Source organism: Arthrobacter alpinus (assembly GCF_001294625.1).
GTDB classification, from domain to species: domain Bacteria; phylum Actinomycetota; class Actinomycetes; order Actinomycetales; family Micrococcaceae; genus Specibacter; species Specibacter alpinus_A.
Genome location: NZ_CP012677.1, coordinates 3,475,329 through 3,501,590, shown reverse-complemented (window position 1 = coordinate 3,501,590; position 26,262 = coordinate 3,475,329). Strand labels below are relative to the sequence as shown.

Annotated in this window: 29 protein-coding genes; 18 read left to right on the top strand and 11 right to left on the bottom strand. The window is 63.1% G+C overall.

The features are described 5' to 3' along the window. Positions 1–126: 126 nt before the first annotated feature. Complete coding sequence (locus AOC05_RS15895; RefSeq protein ID WP_230085618.1) at positions 127–912, bottom strand: sigma-70 family RNA polymerase sigma factor; 786 nt, start codon at positions 910–912, stop codon at positions 127–129. Positions 913–1,265: 353 nt separating this feature from the next. On the opposite strand from AOC05_RS15895, the gene AOC05_RS15890 reads away from it, so the two are divergent. The 4 genes from AOC05_RS15890 to AOC05_RS15875 are packed head-to-tail and all read left to right on the top strand — an operon-like array spanning position 1,266 to position 4,464. Continuing rightward, positions 1,266–1,748: a flagellar protein FlgN gene (locus AOC05_RS15890; RefSeq protein ID WP_062008237.1), complete on the top strand. Its 483-nt coding sequence runs from the start codon at positions 1,266–1,268 to the stop codon at positions 1,746–1,748. Between the two features lie 15 nt (positions 1,749–1,763). After that, the gene (flgK, locus tag AOC05_RS15885) at positions 1,764–3,182 is read left to right on the top strand and encodes a flagellar hook-associated protein FlgK (protein ID WP_062008235.1); all 1,419 of its coding nucleotides are present in this window, start codon (positions 1,764–1,766) and stop codon (positions 3,180–3,182) included. A 2-nt stretch (positions 3,183–3,184) separates the two neighbouring features. Further along, a complete protein-coding gene (locus AOC05_RS15880) occupies positions 3,185–4,075 on the top strand; it encodes a flagellin (protein WP_062008233.1) in 891 nt (296 codons plus the stop codon). Further along, positions 4,072–4,464 carry a flagellar assembly protein FliW gene (locus AOC05_RS15875; RefSeq protein WP_062008231.1) on the top strand — a complete coding sequence of 131 codons (393 nt, stop codon included), beginning with the start codon at positions 4,072–4,074 and terminating at the stop codon, positions 4,462–4,464. Before AOC05_RS15880 ends, AOC05_RS15875 begins: the two co-directional genes overlap by 4 nt. A 55-nt stretch (positions 4,465–4,519) precedes the next feature. On the opposite strand, the gene fdhA is transcribed toward AOC05_RS15875, so the two are convergent. Further along, positions 4,520–5,731 (bottom strand): formaldehyde dehydrogenase, glutathione-independent, encoded by a 1,212-nt coding sequence (gene fdhA, locus AOC05_RS15870; protein ID WP_062008229.1) that lies wholly within the window; start codon positions 5,729–5,731, stop codon positions 4,520–4,522. A 204-nt stretch (positions 5,732–5,935) separates the two neighbouring features. Further along, positions 5,936–6,391, bottom strand: a complete 456-nt coding sequence (locus AOC05_RS15865; RefSeq protein ID WP_154604720.1) for a MarR family winged helix-turn-helix transcriptional regulator — start codon at positions 6,389–6,391, stop codon at positions 5,936–5,938. An 83-nt stretch (positions 6,392–6,474) separates the two neighbouring features. Between AOC05_RS15865 and AOC05_RS15860 the strand changes: the two genes are divergently transcribed. Beyond that, complete coding sequence (locus AOC05_RS15860; RefSeq protein ID WP_230085394.1) at positions 6,475–7,917, top strand: MFS transporter; 1,443 nt, start codon at positions 6,475–6,477, stop codon at positions 7,915–7,917. Between the two features lie 101 nt (positions 7,918–8,018). On the opposite strand, the gene AOC05_RS15855 is transcribed toward AOC05_RS15860, so the two are convergent. From AOC05_RS15855 to AOC05_RS15835, 5 genes are all read right to left on the bottom strand, one after another. Beyond that, positions 8,019–8,612 carry a mycothiol transferase gene (locus tag AOC05_RS15855; RefSeq protein ID WP_315899800.1) on the bottom strand — a complete coding sequence of 198 codons (594 nt, stop codon included), beginning with the start codon at positions 8,610–8,612 and terminating at the stop codon, positions 8,019–8,021. Positions 8,613–8,623: 11 nt separating this feature from the next. Further along, positions 8,624–9,259 (bottom strand): LutC/YkgG family protein, encoded by a 636-nt coding sequence (locus tag AOC05_RS15850; RefSeq protein WP_062008225.1) that lies wholly within the window; start codon positions 9,257–9,259, stop codon positions 8,624–8,626. Then, on the bottom strand, positions 9,256–10,779 hold the full coding sequence (locus AOC05_RS15845; RefSeq protein WP_062008223.1) for a LutB/LldF family L-lactate oxidation iron-sulfur protein: 1,524 nt from the start codon (positions 10,777–10,779) through the stop codon (positions 9,256–9,258). Before AOC05_RS15845 ends, AOC05_RS15850 begins: the two co-directional genes overlap by 4 nt. Further along, the gene (locus tag AOC05_RS15840) at positions 10,776–11,573 is read right to left on the bottom strand and encodes a (Fe-S)-binding protein (RefSeq protein WP_062008221.1); all 798 of its coding nucleotides are present in this window, start codon (positions 11,571–11,573) and stop codon (positions 10,776–10,778) included. The genes AOC05_RS15845 and AOC05_RS15840 overlap by 4 nt, the downstream gene beginning before the upstream one ends. A gap of 61 nt (positions 11,574–11,634) precedes the next feature. After that, positions 11,635–12,090 carry an Lrp/AsnC family transcriptional regulator gene (locus tag AOC05_RS15835; RefSeq protein ID WP_082358029.1) on the bottom strand — a complete coding sequence of 152 codons (456 nt, stop codon included), beginning with the start codon at positions 12,088–12,090 and terminating at the stop codon, positions 11,635–11,637. A gap of 107 nt (positions 12,091–12,197) precedes the next feature. Between AOC05_RS15835 and AOC05_RS15830 the strand changes: the two genes are divergently transcribed. Next, a complete protein-coding gene (locus AOC05_RS15830) occupies positions 12,198–12,866 on the top strand; it encodes a LysE family translocator (RefSeq protein ID WP_062008219.1) in 669 nt (222 codons plus the stop codon). 80 nt (positions 12,867–12,946) lie between these two features. On the opposite strand, the gene AOC05_RS15825 is transcribed toward AOC05_RS15830, so the two are convergent. Genes AOC05_RS15825 through AOC05_RS15815 form a run of 3 tightly spaced genes read right to left on the bottom strand, consistent with a single transcriptional unit; the run spans position 12,947 to position 15,061 of the window. Beyond that, positions 12,947–13,954, bottom strand: a complete 1,008-nt coding sequence (locus AOC05_RS15825) for an adenosine deaminase (RefSeq protein WP_062008217.1) — start codon at positions 13,952–13,954, stop codon at positions 12,947–12,949. 47 nt (positions 13,955–14,001) lie between these two features. Continuing rightward, entirely contained in the window at positions 14,002–14,469 is a 468-nt protein-coding gene (locus AOC05_RS15820) for a hypothetical protein (RefSeq protein ID WP_154604716.1), read from the bottom strand. A gap of 7 nt (positions 14,470–14,476) precedes the next feature. Continuing rightward, the gene (locus AOC05_RS15815) at positions 14,477–15,061 is read right to left on the bottom strand and encodes a hypothetical protein (RefSeq protein ID WP_154604715.1); all 585 of its coding nucleotides are present in this window, start codon (positions 15,059–15,061) and stop codon (positions 14,477–14,479) included. Positions 15,062–15,260: 199 nt separating this feature from the next. On the opposite strand from AOC05_RS15815, the gene AOC05_RS15810 reads away from it, so the two are divergent. The 12 genes from AOC05_RS15810 to AOC05_RS15760 all read left to right on the top strand — a co-directional run bounded on the left by AOC05_RS15810 (position 15,261) and on the right by AOC05_RS15760 (position 26,236). Then, the gene (locus AOC05_RS15810) at positions 15,261–16,343 is read left to right on the top strand and encodes a DUF475 domain-containing protein (protein WP_230085393.1); all 1,083 of its coding nucleotides are present in this window, start codon (positions 15,261–15,263) and stop codon (positions 16,341–16,343) included. 33 nt (positions 16,344–16,376) lie between these two features. Then, positions 16,377–16,967, top strand: coding sequence for a TerD family protein (locus AOC05_RS15805; RefSeq protein ID WP_062008209.1), 591 nt, complete (start codon positions 16,377–16,379; stop codon positions 16,965–16,967). Between the two features lie 42 nt (positions 16,968–17,009). Further along, positions 17,010–17,591: a TerD family protein gene (locus AOC05_RS15800; RefSeq protein ID WP_062008207.1), complete on the top strand. Its 582-nt coding sequence runs from the start codon at positions 17,010–17,012 to the stop codon at positions 17,589–17,591. 68 nt (positions 17,592–17,659) lie between these two features. Then, positions 17,660–18,241 carry a TerD family protein gene (locus AOC05_RS15795; RefSeq protein ID WP_062008205.1) on the top strand — a complete coding sequence of 194 codons (582 nt, stop codon included), beginning with the start codon at positions 17,660–17,662 and terminating at the stop codon, positions 18,239–18,241. A gap of 61 nt (positions 18,242–18,302) precedes the next feature. Beyond that, the gene (locus AOC05_RS15790) at positions 18,303–19,496 is read left to right on the top strand and encodes a toxic anion resistance protein (RefSeq protein ID WP_062008203.1); all 1,194 of its coding nucleotides are present in this window, start codon (positions 18,303–18,305) and stop codon (positions 19,494–19,496) included. Positions 19,497–19,532: 36 nt separating this feature from the next. Then, a complete protein-coding gene (locus AOC05_RS15785; RefSeq protein WP_062008201.1) occupies positions 19,533–20,105 on the top strand; it encodes a hypothetical protein in 573 nt (190 codons plus the stop codon). Continuing rightward, a complete protein-coding gene (locus tag AOC05_RS15780; RefSeq protein ID WP_062008199.1) occupies positions 20,093–20,644 on the top strand; it encodes a TerD family protein in 552 nt (183 codons plus the stop codon). The genes AOC05_RS15785 and AOC05_RS15780 overlap by 13 nt, the downstream gene beginning before the upstream one ends. Before the next feature lie 3 nt (positions 20,645–20,647). Next, positions 20,648–21,472: a hypothetical protein gene (locus tag AOC05_RS15775; RefSeq protein ID WP_062008197.1), complete on the top strand. Its 825-nt coding sequence runs from the start codon at positions 20,648–20,650 to the stop codon at positions 21,470–21,472. A 67-nt stretch (positions 21,473–21,539) separates the two neighbouring features. Then, a complete protein-coding gene (locus AOC05_RS15770; protein ID WP_062008195.1) occupies positions 21,540–22,733 on the top strand; it encodes an HpcH/HpaI aldolase/citrate lyase family protein in 1,194 nt (397 codons plus the stop codon). Beyond that, on the top strand, positions 22,730–24,217 hold the full coding sequence (locus AOC05_RS19570) for a phosphoribosyltransferase domain-containing protein (RefSeq protein ID WP_154604714.1): 1,488 nt from the start codon (positions 22,730–22,732) through the stop codon (positions 24,215–24,217). Before AOC05_RS15770 ends, AOC05_RS19570 begins: the two co-directional genes overlap by 4 nt. Beyond that, a complete protein-coding gene (locus tag AOC05_RS19565; RefSeq protein WP_157375011.1) occupies positions 24,214–25,383 on the top strand; it encodes a cysteine protease StiP family protein in 1,170 nt (389 codons plus the stop codon). The genes AOC05_RS19570 and AOC05_RS19565 overlap by 4 nt, the downstream gene beginning before the upstream one ends. Then, positions 25,376–26,236 (top strand): hypothetical protein, encoded by an 861-nt coding sequence (locus AOC05_RS15760; RefSeq protein WP_062008193.1) that lies wholly within the window; start codon positions 25,376–25,378, stop codon positions 26,234–26,236. Before AOC05_RS19565 ends, AOC05_RS15760 begins: the two co-directional genes overlap by 8 nt. Positions 26,237–26,262 lie beyond the last annotated feature (26 nt).

The following is a 26,262-nucleotide window of genomic DNA, read 5'->3' as shown; positions in this document are numbered from 1 at the left end:
TGGGTAGTGAACCGCCGCCCATCCATGGGCAGCTAAACCCCACTGTCGGCACTACACCCCCGCCGGTTAGCAACTTGGTGGCAAGAAATATTTCCCACCGCATAAATATCGCCTAAAACCGGTAGCTCAGCCCAGGGCCAGCACAGACTTTGCCGTGCCACCAAAGGCCGCCTGGCCTAGTAGGCGGGTGGCCCCACCCAGCGTCCTTGACCCCAGATCCGCAAGATAATCTTCGCGGCGGGACGCAGCGATCCGGGCGTGCGGTTGTGAGCGGGCATCCGCGGTGGCCAGATAGTGCCGCTCAATGCCGTCACGCAGGAGGCGCATGGCTTCGGCTCGCTGCTGGGACACGGCCGAATGGCTTGAGCCAAGCTCTTCTGCCAGTTCCTTCACTGTTCTGTCCCGGTAGTAGATTTGCTCCACGATGTACTGCATTCGCTGCGGCAATGCGGCTACAGCCTCCCCCAGGAACGCCTCGTGCTCATTTTGGAGCACTAACTCCTCGGGCGTTTGTGAGGTGGCTGCCACCAGATCGGTGATCACGTCGGTCAGTGGCGTGACGCTTCGGGCCGCGTCCAGTTGCGAGGCCTCAACCGCTGCACGCTCAACACCGAGCGCCCCGGCCAGCTCGTCGGTGGAAGGCACCCGGCCCAGGGCGCCGGAGAGGGTTTCTTGCATCAGGGCAAGCTCGCTCATACGGGAGCGGGCACCTCGGGTAGCCCAATCTTCACGGCGCAACTCGTCAGCGAACGCACCCTTGATCCGGCGTCGGGCATAGGCGCCAAAAGGCACACCCAGGCTGGCATCAAAAGACTCCGCGCACTGGATGAGCGCCACGGCCCCCACCTGCGCAAGGTCGGGGCGGGACAAATGACTGGCACGCATGCAAATTTCTGAGACCAAGTACCCCACGAGAGGTAAATTTTGCACAACGAGATAGTCGCGTTCTTCGCGATTCAACGGTAAAGCCCCCCTTGCCAACACATGACTTCAATAGTCGATATGGACACCCCCCAGTGTGTTTCACCCGCGACTGAAGCAGGTGACTCTGTCACCTTAGGTGAAAAAGCGCAATCTAAGTAGTCCTTATAAGTAATTACGTATATCAAATTGGCAACATTTGTACTATGTACAGTCCACCCATGGGCCGTGACTGTGCCAATACCCCCTTAGCTGGGACAATGGAAACTTGACACATTACGGATCAGCCGTCCATGCCGATAGTAGAATTTGAAACCCCGTCGGCCCAGTGAAAGGACCTACTCATGGGCCCTCAGGAATTGAGCGCCGCGTTGTGGCGCGAACGAGAATTACTGGACCTTTTAGTTTTTAAGCTCGAGGAAGAACATCTTGTGTTGGCGTCAGGCAAGTCCCGCTGGCTGGATCACGCAACGCGGGAAGTTGAACATGTGATGACACGCCTGCGCGCCGCCTCGCTTGAGCGCATCGCGATCGCCGCCGCCGTCGCCCTTCAGTGGGGCCTGCCGGAGGATGCCAGTTTGCAAGACCTCAGCGCTGCGGGTGGTGCGGGGCCGTGGGCAGAGATCCTTGGCTCCCACTTTGCCGCGATGACGGCGCAGGTGGAGCAGGTTCGCACCTTGCGCGACACCAATTTGCAATTTCTGCGGGAAGGACTGCGTTCCGCGCAGGAGACCATGGCCGCCGTGGCCGCGGATGCGCGAACTTATGACCATCTGGGGAACACCAGCACGGAGCCGGGCACGCGGTTCTTGGATAAAAGCGTCTAAATTGTTGAGGATATTGTGAGTACTTTTAGTGGCCTGAACACGGCCTTGTCCGGCTTGAACGCCGCCAGGACCGGGCTGAACGTCGTGGGCCAAAATCTGACCAACGTGAACACTTCCGGCTACACCCGCCAGCGCGCCGAACTTTCCGCCATCGGCATGCCTGCCACTGGTTCATTGTTCAACGTGGGCCTCAAGCCCGGGCAGGGCGTTGGTGTCAGCGGCATTTCCCGGCTGGGGGACACTTTCCTTGACGCACGTGTGCGGACTGCATTCTCCAGCGCCGGCTACACCAACGCCCGTGTTGATGCGCTGACTGACATCCAAGACCGCATGAAAGAGCCAGGCACCGGGGCCATCTCCGGCCAGCTGCAAAGCTTTTGGGCCGCATGGGGTGACATCTCCAACCATGCGGGCGACATCGCTGCCACGGCCAACTTGTTGGGGAACGCCAACTCCTTGGCCCAGAACATTGCCGAGGGATACCGGGCCCTGGACACCCAGTGGTCGCAGACGCGGGGCCGGGCGGACATGCTGGTGCAGGAAGTGAACGCCACCGCGGCGCAGGTAGCCTCCCTCAACGACCAGATACGTGCCACAGCAGCCACCGGTCACCCCGGCAACGAACTGATCGACCAGCGCAACACCTTGACCGCCAAGCTTTCACAGCTGACCGGTGGCACCGTGCGTGAGCTGCCCAATGGTGGGAACGAGATTCTGGTGGGCGGCAACGTCCTGGTTTCCGGCAAACAAGTGAACACGCTCAAGGTTGGCGGCCCCACCACCATGTCGGGCCCGGGCAGCGTCCAGCTCGAGTGGGAACGCCGCCCTGGCATGGCCGTGGACCTCGACGGCGGCCAGTTGGCCGGCACCCTGTCCGTCCTCGGCCGGGCCAACGACCAAAAAACCGGCGGTGTGATTGCCGAGACAGCCGCCGAATACGACCGGCTGGCGGAGTCCCTGGCCAACCAGGTCAACACCCTCCACACCAAAGCGTTCAAGGCGGACGGGACCCTGGGCGACCCGTTTTTCGCTATTACCGCCGGGCCCCGGGCCGCCCTGAGTCTGACGGTGCTGGCCAAGAGTGCTGCGGACATTGCCACCTCAGGCAGTGCAAACAACGCCTTGGACGGCTCCATGGCGGATGAGATCTCCAGGATCGGCTTGGCCAAGGATTCGCCGGATGCCAAGTGGACCGAGACCGTCCTGACCACGGGCACTGCCGTGCGCGTCGCCCTGCAACAGGACGTGGCTGCCGGGACCTCACTCACCAATGCCATGGCAGCCCAGCAATCCAATGCTTCGGTGGATATTGACGAAGAGAACGTGAACTTGCTCTCCTACCAGCACGCCTACCAGGCAGCCAGCCGGGTCATGACAGCCATTGACGAGGCGCTGGACGTCCTTATCAACCAGACAGGAAGGGTGGGACGCTGACCATGATGGGACGAGTCACCATGCAAACCATGGCCGCGGCAGCCCACAGGAATCTGGAGTCCAGCTCAGCCAAGCTGGCGCAGGCCCAGCAGTCTGCACTGGATCTGAAAAAATTCCCCAACATCTCCGACAACCCGGCGGCGGCAGCTGACTCCCTGGCAGTCCGAGCACAGCAAGCGGCCTCGGCACAGTATGCCCGCAATATTGCCGACGGCACCAACTGGCTTGCCGCCGCCGACAGCGCCATGGCCGGTGTCACCACTTTGCTGCAGAAGGCTAAGGACCTTGTCCTGCAAGGGTCCAACGGTGCCACCACCCAGGCTGGGCGCGAGGCCATCGCCACCGAGCTTGAGTCCATCCGGGCCGAACTCCTCACCCAAGCCAACACCCAATATTTGGGCCGAAGCATCTTCGCTGGCAACACCAACCAGGGTGTCGCGTACACGGGCGATCCGCTCGCCTACACGGGCAATCCAGACAGCACAGTTGAACGCCGCATCAGTTCCGGCGCAGCCGTTCGTGTAGACGCCGACGGCGCCGCGATTTTTGGCACTACCGACGGAGATCCGGTGTTTGAGCTACTTTCCAAGATTGCTGATGCACTGCGCGCCCCTGGCGGCGACGTAGCAGGGCAGCTAGGTGCCATGGACACGGCCGTCAACAGGGCCATTGACGGACGCGCCGAGCTGGGCACCCGCCACGCCCAGTTGCTGCGGGCGCAAGCAACCAACGTCAACACCGCCGTGGACCTGGAAAATCAACGCTCAAGTATTGAGGACCTAGATTTGGGCCGGGCCATTCTCGATGTCAAAACCCAGGAGCTGGCCTACCAGGCCGCCCTGAGCGTCACGGCCAAGGTGCTCCAGCCAACGCTGATGGACTTCCTGCGATGAGCGTTGTGGAGTTGCCGGTTCCAGCACAACTGCTCTTTGTGGCACCGCCGCCGGGCCTGGAACCAGCGGTGAAGTTCACACTGGCGGCCATTGCAGATGCCACGGGGCTTTTTTCGCTCACGGCCAACGATGGCAGCGCACGCCTGTACCTCGTGGACGCCGCCACGCATCTGCCTCATTACACACCCCAGCTGGACGACACCGAGCTGTCCTCCATCGGGACCGATGCCGCTGGCGTGACGGTACTGGTGGTGGTGAACCCGGGGGTACAAAGCACCGTGAACCTGGCTGCGCCGCTGTTACTAAACAGCCAAAGCGGATCCTGCGCCCAGGTCATCCTCGAAACCGGCGATTGGCCGCTACGGGCGCCCCTGACACCAGCGGGATAGGCCCGGGTCTCGACGGGCTCGACCACCGGTGGTCGAGCCCGTCGAGACCCGGTGGCTAGCCCAGGTAGCCGTTGGGGTTCAGCACATACTTCGTAGCCGCACCGGCGTCGAACTCCGCATAACCGCGCGGGGCATCGAGCAAGGAGATCGCCTTGGCGTTGACGTTTTTGGCGATGGAGACCTTGTCGTGCAGGATCGCCATCATCAAGCCACGGTTGTACTTCATCACGGGGCACTGCCCGGTGGTGAAGGACAGCGACTTGGCCCAGCCGGTGCCCAGGCTCAAGCTCAAGGCGCCCTTCTGTGCGGCCGCATCGATGCCGCCCGGATCCCCGGTGACGTACAGGCCGGGAATGCCCAAGGCACCGCCGGCGGCCGTGATGTCCATGAGCGAGTTCAGCACCGTTGCTGGCGCCTCCCCGGCACCGTGGCCGTGCCCCTTCGCCTCGAAACCTACGGCATCGACAGCGCAGTCGACCTCGGGAACACCGAGCAGCTGCTCAATCTGCCCGCCCGGCTCACCCTCGGAAAGGTCGATGGTTTCGCAACCAAACGCGCGGGCCGCTGCCAGACGTTCGGCGTTCATGTCTCCGACAATCACGACGGCGGCGCCCAGCAGGTGTGCGCTGGTCGCGGCTGCCAGGCCCACCGGGCCGGCACCTGCAATGTAGACGGTGGAACCAACCGTGACCCCGGCCGTCACTGCGCCATGGAAGCCGGTGGGGAAGATGTCCGAGAGCATGGTCAAATCCAGCATCTTCTCCAGCGCCTGGTCCCTGTCGGGGAATTTCAGCAAATTCCAATCCGCGTAGGGCACCAGGACGTATTCGGCCTGGCCACCAACCCAGCCACCCATGTCAACGTACCCGTAGGCGCTGCCTGGCCTGTCCGGGTTGACGTTCAGGCAGATGCCGGTTTTGCGTTCCTTGCAATTGCGGCAACGGCCACAGGAGATGTTGAAGGGCACCGAGCAGATGTCCCCCACCTTGATGAATTCAACATCGGGTCCAACCTCAACAACCTCACCGGTGATCTCATGGCCCAGGACCAGGTCCGACGGCGCTGTGGTGCGTCCTCGCACCATGTGCTGATCGGATCCGCAGATGTTGGTGGCGACGGTGCGCAAGATGACGCCATGGGGCACTTTTCGCCCCACATTGGCCGGGTTGACGCCCGGCCCGTCCTTCAGTTCAAACGTCGGGTAGTCGATGTCGATGACCTCGACGACTCCGGGTCCCTTGTAGGCAACGGCCTTATTTCCTGACATGGATGTGATTCCTTCCCAGTTAGTTCAGAAGGCGCCTACTGGCACCTTCCAGTGCAACAAGAAAACAACCCCATCATCTGCGGTGTAGGACAGCCGATGCTGCCGGAGCGCAAGCGCTCCAAGGCGGACACTGGGGTGCCGTCAGTCTAGGCGTGGAACGAAGAATATGTAAGAGGCCTCACACTGGCACCCTCCGGGTGCACGCTAGCTGCGCGGCCAGGGACTTCCTTCGAGTTCCTCAACGCTTTGGTTGAAGTCTTGGAGAAGCCCTACAAACTGTGCACGCTTGGCCGCAGACCACTCAAAGATGACCCGGTCAATGCCTTGGGCATAGGTGTCTCTGGTCTGCTCCAAGGCTGCCCGTCCGGCTGCCGTCGGCGTGACGCGCCGGGCGAGTTCACCGCCGTTGTGGGCTGCGTACGCCAGCAGTTCCGGGCGCAGCAGCGCCGCCACCTGCCTGTGCACCGTGGAGCCGTCCAGGCGCAGCGTCGCAGCAAGCTCCTTCAACGTCATGGGGGGCACATTTTCCAGCCGGCTCAACAAGACGAAGGCGGATCTATCCAGTAGGCCTTCTGCGCCGTGTTGCGGCCGGAGGTAGTACCGGGAGAAGAGCATGAGCTCGTATTCCATCCGCTCCAGCACAGAATTTTCGTGTAGCACGTATTTCCACCCGCATCTTTATGTACAATACATATTGATTGCATCATACATATTCAAGTCGTTGTTAGACAAACAGGAGCCCAGTGCCCAGCATTATCAATCCCCACCGCAACCCAGCACCCCAGGTCGTCGTCGCCACACTGGCATTTTGCGGGATCGTTGTCTCGCTCATGCAAACGCTGATCATTCCACTCATCCCGGGCCTGCCCACCATGCTCAACACCACCTCCGCCAACGCCTCCTGGGCCATCACGGCAACCCTGCTCGCCGGTGCAGTGGTAACCCCCATTGGCGGGCGCCTCGGTGACATGTTCGGCAAGCGCCGGATCCTCATCATCAGCCTTCTGGCCATGGTGATGGGCTCGGTGCTCTGCGCCCTGACGGATTCCCTGGCCATCATGGTCACCGGCCGCGCTCTTCAGGGGCTGGCCATGGGCGCCATCCCGCTGGGCATCAGCATCATGCGTGATCTTTTGCCGCCCCAAAGGGTCGGGGCGGCCGTCGCCACGATGAGCGCAACCATGGGTGTCGGCGGCGCTGTCGGCTTGCCGCTGGCCGCTTTCATCGCACAAAGCTCCGATTGGCACATGCTGTTTTGGGCGGCAGCCGCCTTGGGCGCAGCCTGCCTGGCCCTAGTCTGGTTAGTCCTGCCCGAATCCACGGTTCGCACGCCCGCCAAGTTCGACCTCGCTGGCGCCCTGGGACTGGCCGTTGGACTATCGGCACTGCTGATCCCGATCACCAAGGGCAGCGACTGGGGCTGGGGAAGCCTGTCCACCATCGGCCTCTTCGGCTTCTCCATCATCACCCTGCTGGCGTGGGGCGCCTACGAACTGCGCATCACCGCCCCCCTCGTGGACCTGCGGGTTTCGGTACGGCCGCAGGTTCTGTTCACCAACATGGCCTCGATCATGATCGGCTTCGCCATGTACGGAATGTCGCTGGTGTTCCCACAGCTGCTCATGGCCCCGTCAGCCACGGGCTACGGATTGGGCCAGTCGATGCTCATGACGGGGCTGGCCCTGGCCCCGGGCGGCCTAGTCATGATGGCCCTCTCTCCGGTCTCAGCCAGACTCTCGGCCCGCAAGGGACCCAAAACCACACTCATCACCGGCGCCATTGTCATCTGTGCCGGCTATGTTCTGGTCTTGTTCTTGAACGCACAGGTGTGGCAGGTCATGCTGTCCTCGATGGTGATCAGCGCCGGCATTGGTCTCGCTTTTGCCGCCATGCCCGCACTCATCATGGGCGCCGTGCCAATCACCGAAACTGGCGCGGCAAACGGCTTGAACTCCCTGATGCGCGCCATCGGCACCTCCACCTCGGCCGCGGTCCTCAGCGTCGTCCTGGCGTCGATGACCATGCCCGTGGGTCCGGTCTCCGTCCCCACGTTCGATGCTTTCCGGGTCACTTTCGCCATCGCCGTCGGGGCCGCAGCCCTCGCCGGACTCCTGGCCGCCTTTGTCCCGGGCCGGGCATCGGTACCCGAGACGACGCCGGTGGCCCGGGAGGCAGTCCGGGTGTAGGTGCACACGCCCCCGGGCGCCCGGGGGGCCGGGGGGCCGTTGTGGTGATTCGCCTCTGGCCGGCCGGCGGCGGATCACCACAACGGCCTCCCGTCTGGCTTTCAGCCCACGTGCAGGCCCTTGACGTACGCGGCCTGCCCGCCGTGCTGGACGCAGTCGTCGAGGATGCTGACCAGGCGCACGCCGAGTGTGACGACCGGGTCCCAGTGGTGGTCCACAATCCTGTCCAGATCGGTGTCCTGAAGCCCCCGGACATACTCGAGACTTTGCGCCAGAACGCCGTGGTGATATTCGAGAAGCAGCTCGGTGGAGTCAAAATGCACTGCGGAGACCTGTTCGGAGTTGTGTCCGTAGCCGGTGTCCGAAGGATCCAGGGCCAAGCCAAACCGTGCGGCATATCCGCCAGCTTTCCACACGGACTCCGCTCCGGCAACAGCAGCCAGCTGCTCATCCTGGGCGCGGCACAGGTGCCACACCAGCCAGGCGATGGAATTGCCGCTCCCAAAGGGGCGCCAGTTCAGCGCCTGCGCGTCCAGTCCTTTCAGGACCCGGGGCACGATGTCATCAATCCGGCCAAATGCGTCACTGAACAACTCTGCAGACCTCATGGGTGCCATGATTCCACCGCCGGTCGGGCCTGTCGAGACCCCGCCGGTAGAGCCTGGGTTGCTGGTGATTTCGGCAAGCTCAATCACCGGGCTCGCCATCAGTTCAGGATCACCACGTCCAGGGTGCGCGGGCCGTGGACGCCCTCGACCCGTTCCAGCTCAATGTCGCTCGTGGCGCTGGGGCCGCTGATCCACGTTTGCGGCGAGGTGGGCTCCAGACGCGCAATTGCCTCGGGTAGCACCTCCACGATGTCCTGCGCCAGCAACAGGCAGATGTGTCTGTCGGGAACGAGGGAGATGACGCGCCGACCTTGCGACGGGCTGCCGTCGAGCATGATGGTCCCCGTCTCTGCCACCGCGACGGCGGCCGCCGTCACCACCGCATCCACGGCGTCCAACTCCTCCACCGTGAGGCGACGCTCAGGCGAGTCAACCTGGAGTCTCACGGTCCCGGCGTCGTTCTTCACGGCGGCAAGCCAGGACTCCGGCAGTCCATGCGGGACCACGATGGAGGAAGATCCCGCCAGCAGTTCCGCGAGCTTGGCGGAAGCGTCCGCGGCCGGCACCACGAACACATTGGCCTTGTAGTCAACCAGCCTGTCCACCAGCAGGTCCAGTCGCTGGCCCGCGCCCATGTGCGAATCTCTGCGGTAGTTGCGTGGGATCTCGGGCGCCACGGGGGCGTCCCGCAGGGCGGATTTGATCCGGTTCATTACCTCGTCGCGGGCGCTCATGCCTGTTCCCCTTCGGTGGTGGTGCCGGGGCCGACAGCGCTACCTGGCTTGTGTTCCTTGGCCCACCACTGGCGGAATGACTGGCTGGGCGGGGCGGGAATGTCTCGGGATTGGGTCCAGCCGGCGGCGATCCCGGGCAGTTTCTTGATGACCTTGTTCCGGCCGGCCACGAGCTTGCCCAGCGGCAGGCCCTTTTCCAGCAGGTTCAGGTGCGAGCCGGAGGAAAACGCCCACTGGGCACCCTTCATCATCAGGTCCATCTGGGTGGGCACCTTGACCTTGCCCCGTGTGGAGTCGACGTCCTCGCCGCGCAGGTGGACCAGAACTTCGGGGATGTTGATTTTCACGGGGCAGGCGTCGTAGCAGGCACCACACAACGACGAGGCGTAGGGCAGCGAGTTGTTCTCTTCGCTCGTGATGCCCGTCATGAGCGGTGACAAGATCGCCCCGATGGGGCCCGGGTAAGTGGAGCCGTAGGCGTGGCCGCCGGTGCGCTCGTAGACCGGGCACACGTTCATGCAGGCGGAGCAGCGGATACAGTTCAGCGCCGTGCGGCCCATCTTATCGGCGAGGGCTGCGGTGCGCCCGTTATCGAGCATGACTAGGTGCACGTTTTGCGGGCCGTCTCCTGGGGTGACACCGGTCCACAGGGAGGTGTAAGGGTTCATCCGCTCGCCCGTGGAGGAACGCGGGAGCAGTTGCATGAACACCTCCAGATCCGTGAAGGACGGCAGCAGCTTCTCGATGCCCATGACGGTGATGAGGGTTTCTGGGAGGGTCAGGCACATGCGTCCGTTGCCCTCGGATTCCACCACCGTCAGCGTGCCGGTCTCCGCCAAGCCAAAGTTGGCGCCGGAGACGGCCACCTTGGCGGAGAGGAACTTCTTGCGCAAGTGCTTGCGGGCGGCCTCCGCCAGCCGTGCCGGGTCATCACTGAGGCCGGGGTCGACGTCGACCATCTCACGCAGGAAGATCTCCCGGATCTGGCTGCGGTTCTTGTGGATGGCGGGGACCAGGATGTGGCTGGGCTTGTCGTGGTCGAGTTGCACAATGAGCTCGGCCAGATCCGTTTCATACGCAGCGATCCCTTGTTCCTGAAGGTATTCGTTCAGGCCGATCTCCTGGGTGGCCATGGACTTGACCTTGACCACTTCGCTTTCACCCGTTGCTTGGATCAGGGCCGTGACAATCTCGTTGGCTTCCTGCGCGTCACGGGCCCAGTGGATGACGCCGCCGCGGACCGTGAAGTTGGCCTCAAACTGCTCCAGCAGGGCCGGAAGGTTTGCCATGGTGGCGTCCTTGATGGCACTGCCGGAATCGCGCATGTCCTCCCAGTCGGGAAGCTCAGCCACCACTTTCAGGCGCTTGTCCCTGATGGTGGCGGTAGCGTGTCCCAGGTTCGCGCGCAGCTGCGTGTTGGCCAGTTCCCGGCGCGCAGCCTTCGGAAATGGTTCGGTGGCGTTGAGGTTGCCGCTGCCAAAAACCGGAAGCGAGGGCATGCCCAGGAACGTGTTGCTCATCGCTTGCCCCCTGCCAGCTGGACCTCGCCCAGGACGGTCGCCGGGCGATCTAGTGTGCAGGCCAGGATCTCCGCGAAGTGCAAGGTGCCCACGTGGCTGCCTTGCCGGGACAGCCCGCCGCCAATGTGCAGCAGGCAGCTGGCGTCGCCGCCCGAGCACAGTTCGGCGCCGGTGCCGCAGATGTTCGCTGCCTTATCGGCGTTCATGGCACTGGAGACGTCGGCGTTCTTCATGGAGAAGGTGCCGCCAAAGCCGCAGCACTGCTCCGCCTCGGGCAGCTCCACCATCTCGATGCCTGCCACGCTCGAGAGCAGGTTTAGCTGCCTGTCCCCCAGCTTGAGCAGTCGCATGCCATGGCAGCTGGGGTGGTAGGTGACTTTGTGCGGGAAGTACGAGCCCAGCTGCTCCGCCGCGTTGGTGACACCCAGGACGTCGGTGAGGAGTTGGGAGAGTTCGTAGGTCTTGGCGCCGACGACGGCGGCCCGAGCTTCCAGCGCGGCGTCGCCGCAGCGCCGTGCCACCAGTTCATGCTGGTGCTTCACACTGGCGACGCAGGAGCCCGAAGGTGCCACGGCGACGTCGTAGTCATCGGTATCAAAGGCCGCCACATGGTTCGCCACCACGGGCAGGGCCTCCTTGAAATATCCGGAGTTCACGTGCATCTGACCGCAGCAAGCCTGCCCGGCCGGGAAGATGACCTCGTGCCCCAGCCGCTCCAAGATGGTGACCGTGGCGCGTGCCGTGCGCGGATACATGGCGTCCACGATGCACGTGGCGAAGAGTGCAATTTTCATGAATCCCACTGTAGGGCAAAAAGTGACGCATGTGGACTGACCACACCGATTAGCGCGGAGATTACAGCGGCAGTCCCGATTCTCCCTTGAGATTCTTCATGACCAGGGTGGAGCTGACGCGTTGCACGCCGGGAAGGACGGTCAGCTCATTGTCGAAGAACTGTTGGTAGGCAGAGAGATCCTCGGCCACAACTTTCAAAATGTAGTCGGGGTCTCCGAAGAGCCGCTGGGCGCTGGTGATGTGCACGGTGGCCTTGACCATGGCCTCGAACTTATCCAAGGTGGCCCGGTCCACCTGGGAGAGCGTAACGAACACGATCGCCTCAAAGCCCAGGCCCACCTTCGCCGGGTCAATAACCGCCCGGTAGCCGCTAATCACGCCGTCGGTCTCCAAATCCTTCATGCGGCGGTGACACGGGGCCACCGTCAGACCCACCTCGGCGGCGAGCGCCGTGGCAGTCATCCGCCCATCGCTTTGGAGCCTGCGCAAAATTTCTCTGTCAATGACATCAATCACTTACTGATTCTATCTCAATCGACCCGTTTGGAGCAGTAAATAGTAAGCACTTGTGGCAACAATTTCCCTAAGCTTGCTTGCATCATCACTTCCATTTCAGGAGCATCATGGATCCGCAGGCACTCATCGGATTCCTCATCGTCGCCGTCACCTTGACCTGCACGCCGGGGCCGGACTGGGCCTATTCCATATCGGCTGGATTGCGCGAACGCAGCTTCGCACCGGCCATTGCAGGACTGTGCAGCGGGTACGTGCTGCACACCATCTTGCTCGCCGCCGGAATCGCCGCACTCATGGCCGCCGTACCTGCCCTGCTGTTGTGGCTGACGGTGGCCGGCGCTTTGTACCTGTTGTGGCTGGGCGTCTCAACAGTGAAGTCGTGGCGCGGCGCCGGCTTCACCACTGACGCCTCCGGCTCCACGGGCGACGCCGGATCTCCCCTCGGCGCGTTCCTGAACGGTTTTGGGGTTAGCAGCATCAACCCCAAGGGCATGCTGCTGTTCCTGGCCCTGACGCCGCAGTTCATCCGCCCGCATGCCGAGTTCCCAGTGCCGCTGCAGTCGGCCATCCTGGGAATGTCATTCGTGGCCTCGGCGGCGATCATCTATACGGTGGTCGCCGCCGGTTCACGCAAACTCCTGCGTTCCCGTCCCAATGCGGCGCGGGGGATCAGCCTGGCCAGCGGCATCATCATGTGCGGGCTCGGCGCGTTCCTGCTGGCTGAGCAGGCCGGCCCGGCCATGAATGCCGCCGGGGTCCTGTTCGCCCGGGCGTAAGGGGCGAGAACGGGGCCAACCCGCGAGAACGGGACCTAGACCCACCGTTCTCGCGGGTTGGCCCCGTTCTGGCGAGTGGCTCAGTCTTGGTGGGCCCGCCATACGGCAAGTTCGGCCAGCAACTCCGACTTACGCGCAGGCGTGGCAAAGGAGGAGCGGATGGAGTTCCCCGCCAACGTCGCCAAAGTGTCGGCATCGAAGTCAAACTCTGCCACCAGGGCCTGAAAATTGCTGCCCAGGTAGCCACCAAAGTAGGCAGGGTCATCGGAATTGATACACACATTCAGCCCCGTGGCGAGCATGTGCACCACGGGGTGCGCGGCCAGCGTGTCCACGGCACGCAGACGCACATTGGAGAGCGGGCACACCGTCAACGGAATCTGCTCCTTGGCCAGCCGCTTGACCAGCACGGCGTCCTCAACACTGCGAATGCCATGGTCGATCCGCTGCGCTCCGAGCAGATCCAGCGCGTCCCACACATAGCTGGCCGGGCCTTCCTCGCCTGCGTGGGCCACCAGGCGCAGGCCGGCGGCGCGTGCACGTTTATATAGGCGGACAAACTTCGACGGCGGATTCCCCACTTCTGCGGAGTCAAGGCCAATGCCGATGATGGGCGCGCCCATCGCCAGCAATTCTTCCAAGACTTCCAAGGCGGAGGCTTCGGGCGCATCGCGCAGGAATGCAGCGATCAGCCCGGTGCTGATGCCAAACTCTGCCTCGCTGGAGGCGAGCGCCTCCGCTATGCCGGTGACCGCCGTCGCCAGTTCAACACCGCGGAACAGGTGCGCCTGCGGGTCAAACATGATTTCGGCGTGCCGCACGCCGGAATCCTTGGCTCGGCTCAGATAGGCACGGGTCATGTCGGCAAAGTCTTCGGCCGTGACCAGGACGGCCATGTTGGCGTAGTACAGGTTCAAGAAGGACTGAAGGTCGGCAAATTCGTACTGTTCCCGTAGCTCCCCCAGCGTGGGGAAGGGCAAGGTGATGCCGTTGCGGGCCGCCAGTTCCAGGATCAGTTCCGGTTCCAGTGTGCCTTCAATGTGCAAGTGCAGCTCGGCTTTGGGCAAGGTGATCAGCGCGCTCGTCATGGTCGCCAGTCTATGGCCGGTCCACCTCCGTTGCTTTCCTTGAGGACTTACCGAGAGGACTTATAGACCTTGGCCAGGAGTTTCGGGTCCACGATCTCGGTGCGAATGACCTCACCCAGAGCCTCGGGCGTGGTGGTAATGCCCGTACGTCGCTTCACTTCCTTGCGAATCTGTTCCAGCATGGTGTCGGAGAGAATGAGCTCCAACAGGGCCTTGGGCTCGGTGGCAGCACTGTGCTTCCACAATTCGTCGATGCGCCGGCGTTTCAGCGCCTCGCGGTGGATCAGGAACATCAGCTCCGCTTTCTCCTCCAGCGGCGCCGGGCCCAGCAGGTCAATCTCGAAGGCCATGTTGACAATCACAGGCAGCCCGCCCGTGAGGTGATGGGCCTGCCACACGGCACCGTTGGTGAGGACCATCCATTCAATGCCCTCATTGACCGAGTACATCTGCACTTGCCGCAGGTGCCGCTCGTTGAGTTTCTGGCTGATCCGTTTCACCTCAATGAAGGCCACCAGTTGCTTATCGATCCGCACGCCATAGTTGGCAAAAGTCCTGCCGAACCATGTATTCGGTGGTCAGGTCCCTGAACTTGTCATAGTCCAGGCCCTCACAGAGGATGTCGGTGACAACCAGGCGGGTATCACCTTCATTAGCGTCACGAGCCTTGAGTTCGTGCAGCGGCTTCGTGTAACGCGTGATGGCCTGGAGCACCTGTTCCCGGGCAGCGGACTCCCAGTTGGGCAGCTTGCTCGACGCCGGTGTCTGCGCCTCTTTCAGTGCCGGCACCTTCGCTGGCTTGTCCAGGTCTTCAACGACCAGGTCCATTCCAGCAGGAACCCAGAGGTTGTCAGGGAGTTGAAGGTGTGGCTCCGCGACACCAAATGCAGCCTGGCCCATCAACCAATTCAAGGTTGCCGCCCAGGCAAGGACCACCGGCGGTTTAAGGCCAACGTGCTCGGCGACCTTAGCCGCTGCGATCCGCTCCAAGCCTTCCTGGCAGGGGACCATCAGCCCGGCTTCCACAGCATCTGCCGCCCACCGATTCAGCGCCCGCAGCCGGGATGCAGTCCACTGGCCATGGTCGCCAGTCTGCGGCTGACCCACCCCATACCTGCGGCAAATCATCAGGGTTTTCCCAGCTCTGTTTCCGCCAATCCATTAGGAATTAGGCGGCCAAGCGGAGATAATTGATAAAAGCTTCACAGTCTTTGGACCGTAGGGTCGATCGGCTGGCAACGAAGCCCGCTACAAAACCCGCCCGTCCAAGACCGGGCACTCTCGAGGAGCTAGTCGCCGCGTGTTCATGAAGACATTTGGGTGGTCGTTCGCGATCACTGCCGTGGCGCTCATGGTCGCGTTCTTCTACGGCGGCGTTGAAGCTCTCATACTCTGCGCCATCCTCGGTGCGCTCGAAATCAGCCTCAGCTTTGACAACGCCGTGGTCAACGCCCGCATTCTGGAAAAGTTGAGCGCCTTTTGGCAGACAATCTTCCTCACGGTCGGCATTCTGATCGCCGTCCTGGGCATGCGTATTGCCTTCCCACTGTTGATAGTGGGCGTCACGGCAAACCTGAACCCGGTTCAGGCCGTTTCGCTTGCCTTGGAGAAGGGCGGCATCCACGAGCCCGGTTCCTACGCCTACCTGCTCCATGAGGCACACCCCCAAATAGCCGCCTTTGGCGGGATTTTTCTACTGATGCTGTTCCTTGACTTCATGTTTGAGGAACGTGAACTTCGCTGGATCAGCTTCTTGGAGAAGCCGCTGGCATTCATCGGCAGATTGCACGGGGCCTCCTTGTCGATTGGCCTGATCCTGCTGGTGGTCTCCGCCTCCATGGTCCGTCCCGGCAAGGAAGCTGACGTTTTGATTGCCGGTATTTTGGGCATGGTCACCTATCTGCTGGTCAATGGCTTGGGCGATCTTTTCACAATCCCTGGCGCGGACGAGGATCAGAAACCTAAGAAGTCGAGTAAAGGTGTGGGGGCGGCAGTGGGAAAGGCAGCGTTTATGCTCTTCCTTTATCTGGAAGTCATTGACGCGTCTTTCTCCTTCGACGGCGTCATTGGCGCCTTTGCCATCACCTCGGACCCCATCCTGATCGCCCTGGGCCTGGGCTTGATTGGTGCCATCTTCGTGCGTTCGCTGACGGTCTTCCTGGTCCGTGAAGGAACCCTTGACGAGTTCGAATACCTTGACCACGGTGCGCACTGGGCCATTGGCGCCCTTTCCATTATTTTGCTGCTCACCATTAGTGTAGAAATCAACGAAGTAATCACCGGCGTCATCGGTGTCGTTTTCATTGGAGCCTCATTCGGCTCCTCGCTTCTGCGCAATAAGAAGAAAGCCGTTGAAGAAACGGCTAAAGAACACCATCTTTCCAACTAAATTCGAGCAATTTTTCTAGAGGAGTAATTCATTATGGGACTTAGCTTGCAAAAGGGCCAAGCACTTTCACTGAAGAAGACCGACGGCGCCGCCCTCACCCGGGTGCGCATGGGGTTGGGCTGGGACACCGCAGCCCCCGTCAAGCGCGGACTGTTCGGCATGAAGAAAGCCGCCGACATCGACCTTGACGCCTCAGCCATCTTCTTTGGCAAGGACGGCAAGGCCCTGGACGTGGTGTTCTTCAACCAGCTCGCAAGTAAGGACGGATCCGCTCAGCACGCCGGAGACAACCTGACAGGTGAGGGCGACGGTGACGACGAGGTGATCCACGTTGACCTGGGCAAGGTCTCCCCGGCCGTGGAGCAGATTGTGTTTGTCATCAGCAGCTACAGCCGCCAGACGTTCGATCAAGTGGAAAACGCCTTCTGCCGCCTGGTGGACGATTCCACCGCCGGTTCGCCTGAGGTGGCCCGTTTCCAGCTTACCGACGCAGGCACCCACACCGCCATGATCATGGCCAAGGTGTCCCGTGAGGGTTCCGGTTGGTCATTCAAGGCCATTGGGGAGCGCGCCAACGGCCGCACCGCCATGGACCTAGTAGCCCCGGCCGCCAACGCCCTCTAACTGTTCCCCGAACATCAGCAACCAGCGAAGGAGTACAACACCATGGCATCTTTGACACTGTCCAAAGGCAGCAACCTTTCCCTGACCAAGGCCGATCCCGGTTTGAGCAAGGCCATGATCGGGTTAGGGTGGGACCCCCGCACCACCAGCGGGGAAGCCTTCGATCTGGATGCTTCCGCACTCCTGATTGGCAAGAACGGCAAGGTCCGTTCCAATGACGACTTCATCTTTTACAACCAGCTTGAGGCCAAGGACGGTTCGGTAGTCCATCAGGGCGATAACCGTACCGGCGAGGGCGACGGCGACGACGAGCAGATCCTGATCAACCTCAATGCGGTCTCGGCCGACATCGACCGGGTCATCATTGTGGTTTCCATCGACCAGGCAGATGCCCGCCGCCAAAACTTCGGCCAGGTCCGCGACGCGTTCTGCCGTGTGGTCAACCAGGACACCGACACCGAAATTGTCCGCTACGACCTCTCCGAGGACGCCGCGTCGGAAACCACCATGATCTTTGCGGAGATCTACCGAAGTGGCGCCGAATGGAAGTTCCGCGCCGTGGGTCAGGGGTACGCCGCCGGCCTGCACGGTATCGCCACCGATTTTGGGATTGCCCTGGACTAGTTCCCCCCTCCCGCCGCGAACTCGTCGCGGGTACGCTTGAGAACAATCGAAACGAAGGATAAGACTTCATGGCTGGATTGACGCTTGAAAAAGGTAATAACCTCTCACTGACCAAAACCGATCCAGGCCTTGCACAGGCGCTGGTTGGTTTGGGCTGGGATCCGCGCACCACAACAGGCGAGGCCTTCGACCTGGATGCCTCGGCCTTGCTGCTGGGTACAAACGGCAAGGTCCGTTCCGGCGACGACTTCATCTTCTACAACCAGCCCTCAGCCAAGGACGGCTCAGTGGTCCACAAGGGTGACAATCGCTCGGGTGAAGGCGCCGGTGACGACGAACAAATCGCCATCGACCTCACCAAGATCGCTGCCGACGTCGACCGTGTTGTCATCGTCGTCTCGATCGACAAGGCCGAGGAACGCCGACAGAACTTTGGTCAGGTCCGCGGCGCATACTGCCGTGTAGTCAACGCCAGTAACGACACCGAGATCGTGCGCTTCGACTTGAGCGAGGACGCGGCCCCGGAAACGTCCATGCTGTTCGCCGAGATTTACCGCAACGGCGCCGAATGGAAGTTCAAGGCCGTCGGCCAGGGCTACGCCACCGGGCTGGCAGGAATCGCCACTGACTTCGGCGTCCCACTGGGCTAGTCCCCAATTCCTCCCCACCATCACCGCACGGTATCCACCGCTAACGAATCTGGATAAACACATGACCTCTCCGCTGACTCCTCCCACCGAAGCCGAAACCTCACTGGTCCTGAAGGCCCCCGACGCCCCCGGTATCGTTGAGCCGGAGCAGGCCCCGGGCATGGTTCCGGTCCCGGCCGAGCGCCAGGTGGAGATCAACCGCCAGGCGCAGGAATACATCGCCGAGATTGCCAACTTTGATGCCCGCAGCCCGGAGTTCACCGAAAAGGTGGACGGCATCTCCAAGCTGGCTGGCACCGAAATGACCTCGTCCTCGGACGCGTCCAGTCGTATGTTGGAGCGCTCCACCACGTCCATGGCGGGGGCAAAGAAGAGCGGCAACGGTGCCCAGGCCCAGGTTGCCGGCACCCTCAATGACCTGCGCACCACCGTAGAGGACCTGACCCCCAACAACGCCGACCTCAGTGTTGGCCGCAAAATCCTTGGTTTCATCCCGGGCGGCAACAAGATGGCCAAGTACTTCCAGAAGTACGAGTCCGCACAGACTCAGCTTGACGCCATCATCAAGTCGCTCATGGCCGGCCAGGACGAACTCCTCAAGGACAATGCCTCGCTGGCCGGCGAAAAGGTCAAGCTCTGGGAGACCATGCAGAGCCTGAGCGAGTACGCCGTGTTCGCCAAGGCTCTGGACGCCGCCTGCGTGGAGAAGATTGATGCAACCCGCGCCTCCGGGCAGATCGAGCAGGCGCAGAAGCTTGAAGCCGACGTGCTATTCCCGATCCGCCAGCGCCACCAGGACATCCTGACCCAGCTGGCCGTGTCCGTACAGGGCTACCTGGCCATGGACCTGATCCGCAAGAACAACGTCGAGCTGATCAAGGGCGTGGACCGCGCCCGCACCACCACCATTTCGGCCCTGCGCACCGCAGTCATTGTGGCCCAAGCGCTGGCGAACCAGAAGATGGTGCTGGATCAGATCGACGCCATCAATACCACCACCAACAACATGATCTTGAAGACCAGTGAAATGTTGAAGGACCAAACTGTCCGCATCCACCAGCAGGCTTCCAGCTCCGGCGTCAGCGTCGAGACCTTGCAGAAGGCTTTCGACAACGTCTTTGCCACCATGGATGCAATCGACACGTTCCGCGCCACCGCGGCCAAGAACATGGAAGGCACAGTGCACGCGCTGGAGGACGGGCTGGCCAAGGCCAAGCCGTACCTTGAGCGCTCACGCCAGTCCGAGCGGGAGTAGCCTAGGAAGTACTTTCAACGAAGCAAAGGTAAGCACATGATTGGCCGTTTTGTAGGTGGTCTCTTCGGAGGCGGGCAGGCACCCCAGGTGCCGCCCGCCGTCGCGTTAGACCCGGTGGCGGCGGAGATCGCCGAAATGGGTGCAGCAGTGGATGCGCTCCGCGCTGCCGTGCGACGCTCCGGCAGCCACCTGCCACCGCTGTTGACCTCACAGCTGCGCCATTTGGGTGACCTGATGCGCGAGGCCGTGGCCGACATCAGCATCCGCGGCTGTTCCACCGAGCAGCGTGTGTTGCTCAACGCCATGATCTGCTCCTACGTGCCCACCCCGTTGCAGGCCTACCTGGCCCTGCCCCCGGCGCACCACGACGAGGAATCCAAGGCGACCTTCATGTTTGCCGAACAATTGGCAACCTTGGAGCAGACGCTGGCGGATCTGCTCAACCAGATCCGCATCGGCGCCGTCGAGGAGCTCTCCACCCACGGGCGTTTCTTGGCAGATAAGTTTGCCGGCCAAGACGCCGCCTTGCAACTTGAGCACCGCCCTGCACCCCATGTACCCGTTGAAAGGGACCCATTGCGTTTGGAAGGCCAGTCGTGGCAACACTAGTAGCCGGGGCTAACGCGGCCCTGACAGTTGAAAACCCCGGACTGGACCATGTGGTGGTGGGCCTGGGCTGGGAATCGATCCCCAGCCACGGCCCAAGCGCTGAACTGGTGCCCTTCGCGGTCATGTGCGACGCCAACGGCGTGGCCGCCTCCAACGACCACCTGGTGTTTTTCAACCAGCTGGTCAGCGCCGACGCCTCGGTCACCTTCGCCGGTGAGGAAGACCAGGAACAGATTGACGTTGACCTCTCACGGGTCCCGGAGGACATCGCCAAGATCGTGTTCTTTGTCTACGTCGACCCGGATGTGCGTGGCAAGGGTACCTTTGCTGCGGTGCGTAATTCCCATATCCGCCTCTCCACGGCCGAGAACCGGGAAATTCTGCGCTTCGAGATCCCCGCCACCAACATGGACTCCGTCACGGCCCTGATCTTCGGCGAGCTCTACAGACACCGCACCGAATGGAAGTTCCGCGCCTTGGGTCAGGGCTACACCACCGGCCTGGCCGGCGTGGCCAAGGACTTCGGAATCAGCCTCTAAGCCATGGTCAACACCTCCTCCCCCCGCACCGATCTGCCGTATTTGCGACGCCGGATCAAGCCCGGGCGTACAGCGCCGGCTCCCGCCGTGCCCCAGAGCGCCAAGGTGCCACCGTTTTCCGGGGGGTTGAATCTTAGCCGCCCGGCGGCACTACCGCCCGTCCACTCCCCGGCGATGCCCACCCCGCAAGCAGCACCCCAGCGTTCCGGTGGGCTGGTGCTGGGACGGAACGCCCCGGCGTCTTCCACCAGCCCGCGGGCACTCAAACTCGCGGCACTGCGCGAGGCTGCCCAGGTCATGGACCATGAAGTGGCGCTGCTGTTTGCGGCCCCGGGCATCCGGGATATTTTTGAACTGAACCTGAAGGAGCGGGTGCTGCGGCTGACGGCGCTGGAATCGGCGGTGGGCACCATGGTGGTCAGCGGCAGCACCGCCATGGCGTGGGAGAGCGTCCGGCGCGTGACAGGGGGCGCCGACGTCGACGGCCATACCGCCGGGAGCCCCCTGATGACCACGGGAAACCGGCCCCTGGCGGGCTACGATGGCAAAAATGCCTTGGTGACGCTGCGCCACATCCGCCAGCTGCGCCGGGCCATTTTCATCAACCGCGGCACCCACCCCATGGGCGTGCAAATCTTCAGCGGGGCGCAGGTGGCACTGCCCCCGCCAGCCGACGGCACCCAGATCCTGATGCTGGCCCTGCGCATCGGCAATGTGCTGGAGCTGCGAGCCGAACCGGTTCCGCATAGTTGGACCGACCAGCAGATCTGGCAGGAGTTTGACTTCACTATGACACACAAGGCACCGACCTCCTCTTATCGCCGCTAGTAAGGCCGCCTTCCGTACTCACCACAGCACGGCACCTGAGTTCCTCAAAAATAGTGCGAAAGGGCACATGCGACACTTCCGGTACCTGACACCCTCCCAGCTGACCCGGCTGTTTTTCCGGGCCCCGCAAGAGCTCACTGCCGACAGCGATCCGGGGCTGCTGGCAGTTGCCCTGGGTGGCACCTTGTACACGCCGGCGAACCGCGCAGACCTGGTCAAGGATGTGCTGCGACAACGCGATCTGGGCTGCGCGTCCATGGTGCTGTGCCTTGAAGACTCCATCCCCGACGCCGATGTGCCGGCAGCCGAGGGCAATGTGATTGCGGCGCTGGCTCGTCTGGCTGAACACGACGGGGACCTGCCCATGCTGTTTGTGCGCGTGCGCACCGCCGACCAGCTGCTGGCCCTCTCCCGCCGGGCCGGGGCCAGCCTGGCGGTACTGACCGGTTTTGTGATCCCCAAGTTCGACAACGAAACAGGGACGGGAGCGACTTTCCTCGAGGCACTGCACACGGCGCAGGCCGAGCAGGGCCTGGATGGGCGCCGCGTGGCGGGCCATGCACCGGGCCGCCACCTGCGGATCATGCCCATCCTGGAATCGCCGGCCGTCATCCACCTGGAAACCCGGGCCGCGGCCCTGACACACATCCATGAACTCCTGAGCGCCAACCGTGAGGATATCCTGTCGGTGCGGATCGGCGCCACCGACATGTCCAGCGCCTTTGGCCTGCGCCGCTCCCGCGATCTGACCATTTACGACGTCAACGTGGTGGCCACCGTCATTGGCGATATTGTCAATGTCCTGGGCCGCCCCGACAGCGGCTTCGTGATCTCCGGACCCGTCTGGGAGCACTATGCCAACACCGAACGGGTGCTGCGCCCGCAGCTGCGCCTGACCCCGTTCATGGGCGCGTCGGAACGGGAACTACGCACCAGGATCATGACGGCGAACCTGGACACGTTGATCCGCGAGATCGAGCTGGACCTGGCCAACGGCCTGCTGGGCAAAACAGTCATCCACCCCACCCACGTTGCCCTAGTACACGCCATGAGCGTTGTCAGCCACGAGGAATTTCTTGACGCGACGGTAATTGCCGGGAACGTGGGCGGGGGCGCCGCCGCATCCCCGTACCGCAACAAGATGAACGAGATGAAACCTCACCAGGCCTGGGCGCAACGTATCTTGCTGCGGGCTCAGGCCTTTGGTGTGGCGGCCGATGACGTCACCTTTGTGGACCTCCTCGAAGCGAGCATGGCATGAGCGGGCGCCCTTCTGCGCCGTGGAGCGGCGGCTTTCTCGCCTCCGGCCTTGATGTCCGCATCCACTCCGATCCGGCGAGCACCGTGGCCGTGGCGGACCTGGTAGGTCTGGCCCTGCGCCGAAACCCCAAGCGCGCCCACTTGCTGGTGTCGCAGGTCTTGGCCAAGCACATCCCCACCGAACCCGCCTTGGTTATTGCCGCCGGGGAATTGCTGGGCGCCCTCGTGGCGCAGGCACTGGCCGGCGCAGGGCAGTCCCCGAGCACCACCACACCGCCGCTGGGGGACTACCCTCCCCTGCAACAGGCAGCAGCGCAGCTCGCGGCACTGCTGACACCGGGCACCTTAGCGGGTCTACGGCCCGACGCCCTTGGCGCCCTGACCCCGCTGGTGGCGGGACTACGCACCCCCGTGCCGGAGGCGGTCGTGATTGGCTACGCCGAAACTGCAACGGGTCTTGGCCGGCTCGTGGCCAACGCCCTGGGCGCCTACTACATACACTCGACCCGGCACGCCACCCCGGGGCTTGCCCAGGCTGCCGGGTTTCAGGAGGGTCATTCGCACGCCACCTCCCACCGTTTGGTGCCAACGGACCCGCACTGGCTGGACGGAAACGGCCCGGTCATCCTGGTCGATGACGAACTCAGCACCGGCTCCACGGTCATCAACACCATCCGCGAGTTGCACGCCCTGGTGCCGCACTCCACCTATGTGGTGGCCGCGCTGATCGACCTGCGCTCGGCACCGGACCGCGAGCGCTTTGACGCCCTAGCCGCGGAGCTGGACTGCCGGATTTCAGTGGTGGCCCTGGGGACCGGCTCCATAGAACTAGGCAGCGACATCCTGGACAGGGCCGCGGAGCTGATCGACTCTCTGCCGCAGGACTCTGCCCCTGCCGCGCAAACAGCACGGTCCGGTCACCTGTCACTGCTGGAATTCACAGCGGCGGACATTATCCCCATCCGCAGCGACCGCTTTGGCAATGCTGCCCCGCCACCGCAGGAAACCGTTGCCACCGTGGCCGGTGCCGTGTCCGACCATCTGCGCCAGCGAGGAACGCATGGCCCGGTGGTTGTGGTGGGAACCGAGGAGAACATGTTCGTGCCGTTGGCCATCGCTGCCGAACTGGACACCCTGCGCCCGGACGCCGGAGTACGGTTCTCCACCACCACCCGCTCCCCCATCGTCCCGATCGACAGGGACGATTACGCCATTGCCGGGGCACTCACCTTTGCCAGCCACGACCTGACGGCCGACGGGCCCGGGATCCGGTTTGCCTACAATCTCACGGGCACCGGCAGGCGCCCGGGAACCATCGTGGTGTTCCCGGAACCAGGAACGGACACCGACGCCGTCATGCGCGGCACGGCCCCTGACCTCCCGGGGCTGGCACCTGCGCTGCAGGCGGCGGCCGATCACGTCGTCGTCGTGCTCCTGCCAGCAGATTACCCCACACCCCAACCCAGCGCAGAGGAAATCCCATGAGCCCGGCACCACTTCCCGTCCCCTTGACCGGGCCGGAGTTTGGCTCCTACGCCCCGGATGAGGTCACGTGGTTGTTGAAGGATTTGAGCCATTTGACTCTGGAGGCGCCCACCGCGGAACGCGAACACGCCATCCAGTCCGGTGCGGCGAACTATGCCGAATCTCTGCCGGTGGAATACACCCCCAGCCCCGAATACCAAGCACTGTACCAGGACGCGGTTCAGCGATCGGGCGGGCGCATTGCCACAGCGGTAGGCGTGGTGACGGAGCTGGCTCTGGCCGCCAGGAACAACAGCCCGGTGTTGGTGTCCCTGGCCAGGGCTGGTACGCCCATCGGGATTCTGATGCGCCGCTGGGCGCAGGCAGTCCACGGGATCGACGCCCCACATTTCACCATGAGCATTGTGCGCGGCGTGGGCCTTGACCAAACGGCGCTGCGGTATTTGGCGGCAAACTTTGACCCGGCCCGGATCCTGTTTGTTGACGGCTGGACGGGCAAGGGCGCCATTTCAAAGGAGCTTGCCGCAGCCCTTGATTCCTTTGAAGCCAGCGACGGCGTGCGCTTCCCCGCCGATCTTGCCGTGCTGGCCGATCCCGGCCACTGCGTCGAGCTCTACGGCACGCGCCAGGACTACCTGATCCCGTCCGCCTGCCTGAACTCCACAGTTTCCGGACTTGTCTCGCGCACCGTCTTCAACACCGAGCACATTGGCCCGAACGATTTCCACGGGGCCAAGTTCTATGCCGAATTGGCGCCCAGCGACGTCTCCGGCGATTTCTTGGACGCCATCTCGTCCCAGTTCTCCGGCGTGCGCGGCGCCGTTGCGGCGGAGCTTGCGGACGTGGCGGACGCGGACAGGACGCCCAGCTGGGTGGGCTGGCAGGCAGTTGAAGCCATCAGCTCCGAGTACGGCATCAACAACGTGAACCTGGTCAAGCCCGGCGTGGGCGAGACCACCCGTGTACTGCTGCGCCGGGTGCCCTGGAAGGTGCTGGTGAACCCTGGCGCCCGGGCTGATGTGGCCCACGTGCTGCTGCTGGCGCAACAACGCGGCGTGCCGGTGGAAGAGGTGCCGGGGCTGCCGTACAGCTGCGTCGGGCTGATCAATCCACTGTTCGACAAGAGCGCCGTGGGCGCCGATGGCAAGGCGGTGCACCATGCGTGAGGCCCAAATTCTTGAAACGCCCGTCATTGAAGCGGCCGCACTCACCGGACCGGTGGTGGTGGCATGCGATCTCGACAGGACGCTGATCTACTCCAAAAATGCGCTGTGGCTCGACGGTGAGGACAAGGATGCCCCTCCCATGGTGGTGGCCGAGGTTTACGACGGCGCGCCCCTCTCCTACATGACCCGCACGGCCGAGAGCCTCCTGCTTGGCGTCATGGCGTCCTCGACATTTGTCCCCGTCACCACGCGCACGCAGGCCCAGTACGATCGCGTGCAGCTTCCCGGCCCCGTACCCGAATACGCCATCACCTCAAATGGCGGGGTGCTGGTGCACCACGGCGTGCGCGACCCTCATTGGCACGGTCACCTGACGGAGCGGATCGCGGCAGAGTGCACCCCCCTGGAGACCATTGAGGCGTATCTTTCCAACACCGACTTTGCCGGTTGGATCCTGCGTTTGCGCCGGGCCGAGGACCTCTTCGCCTACGCCGTCGTCGACCGGGCAGCCATGCCCGAGGCGTTCCTGGCGGACTTGAGGGCCATGTGTGCCGCCACCGGTTGGACAGTGTCCGTGCAGGGGCGGAAACTGTATTGCGTGCCGGTGCCCGTCAACAAGACCGACGCCCTGGCCGAGGTGGTTCGCCGCACGGGCGCTGGCACCGTCATTGCTGCCGGCGACTCGCTCCTGGATCAGGACATGCTGGCCAACGCCGACATTGCCTTCCGTCCCCTGCATGGCGAGATGCACGACGCCGGCTACCTGGCCGCGCATCTTCACCTCACCTCCGTGCGTGGTGTCCTGGCCGGGGAGGAAATCTTGGGGAGCATCCTGGCACTTCTGCCACGTTGACGGCCCCCTGTGGTCCAGCTCGTCGA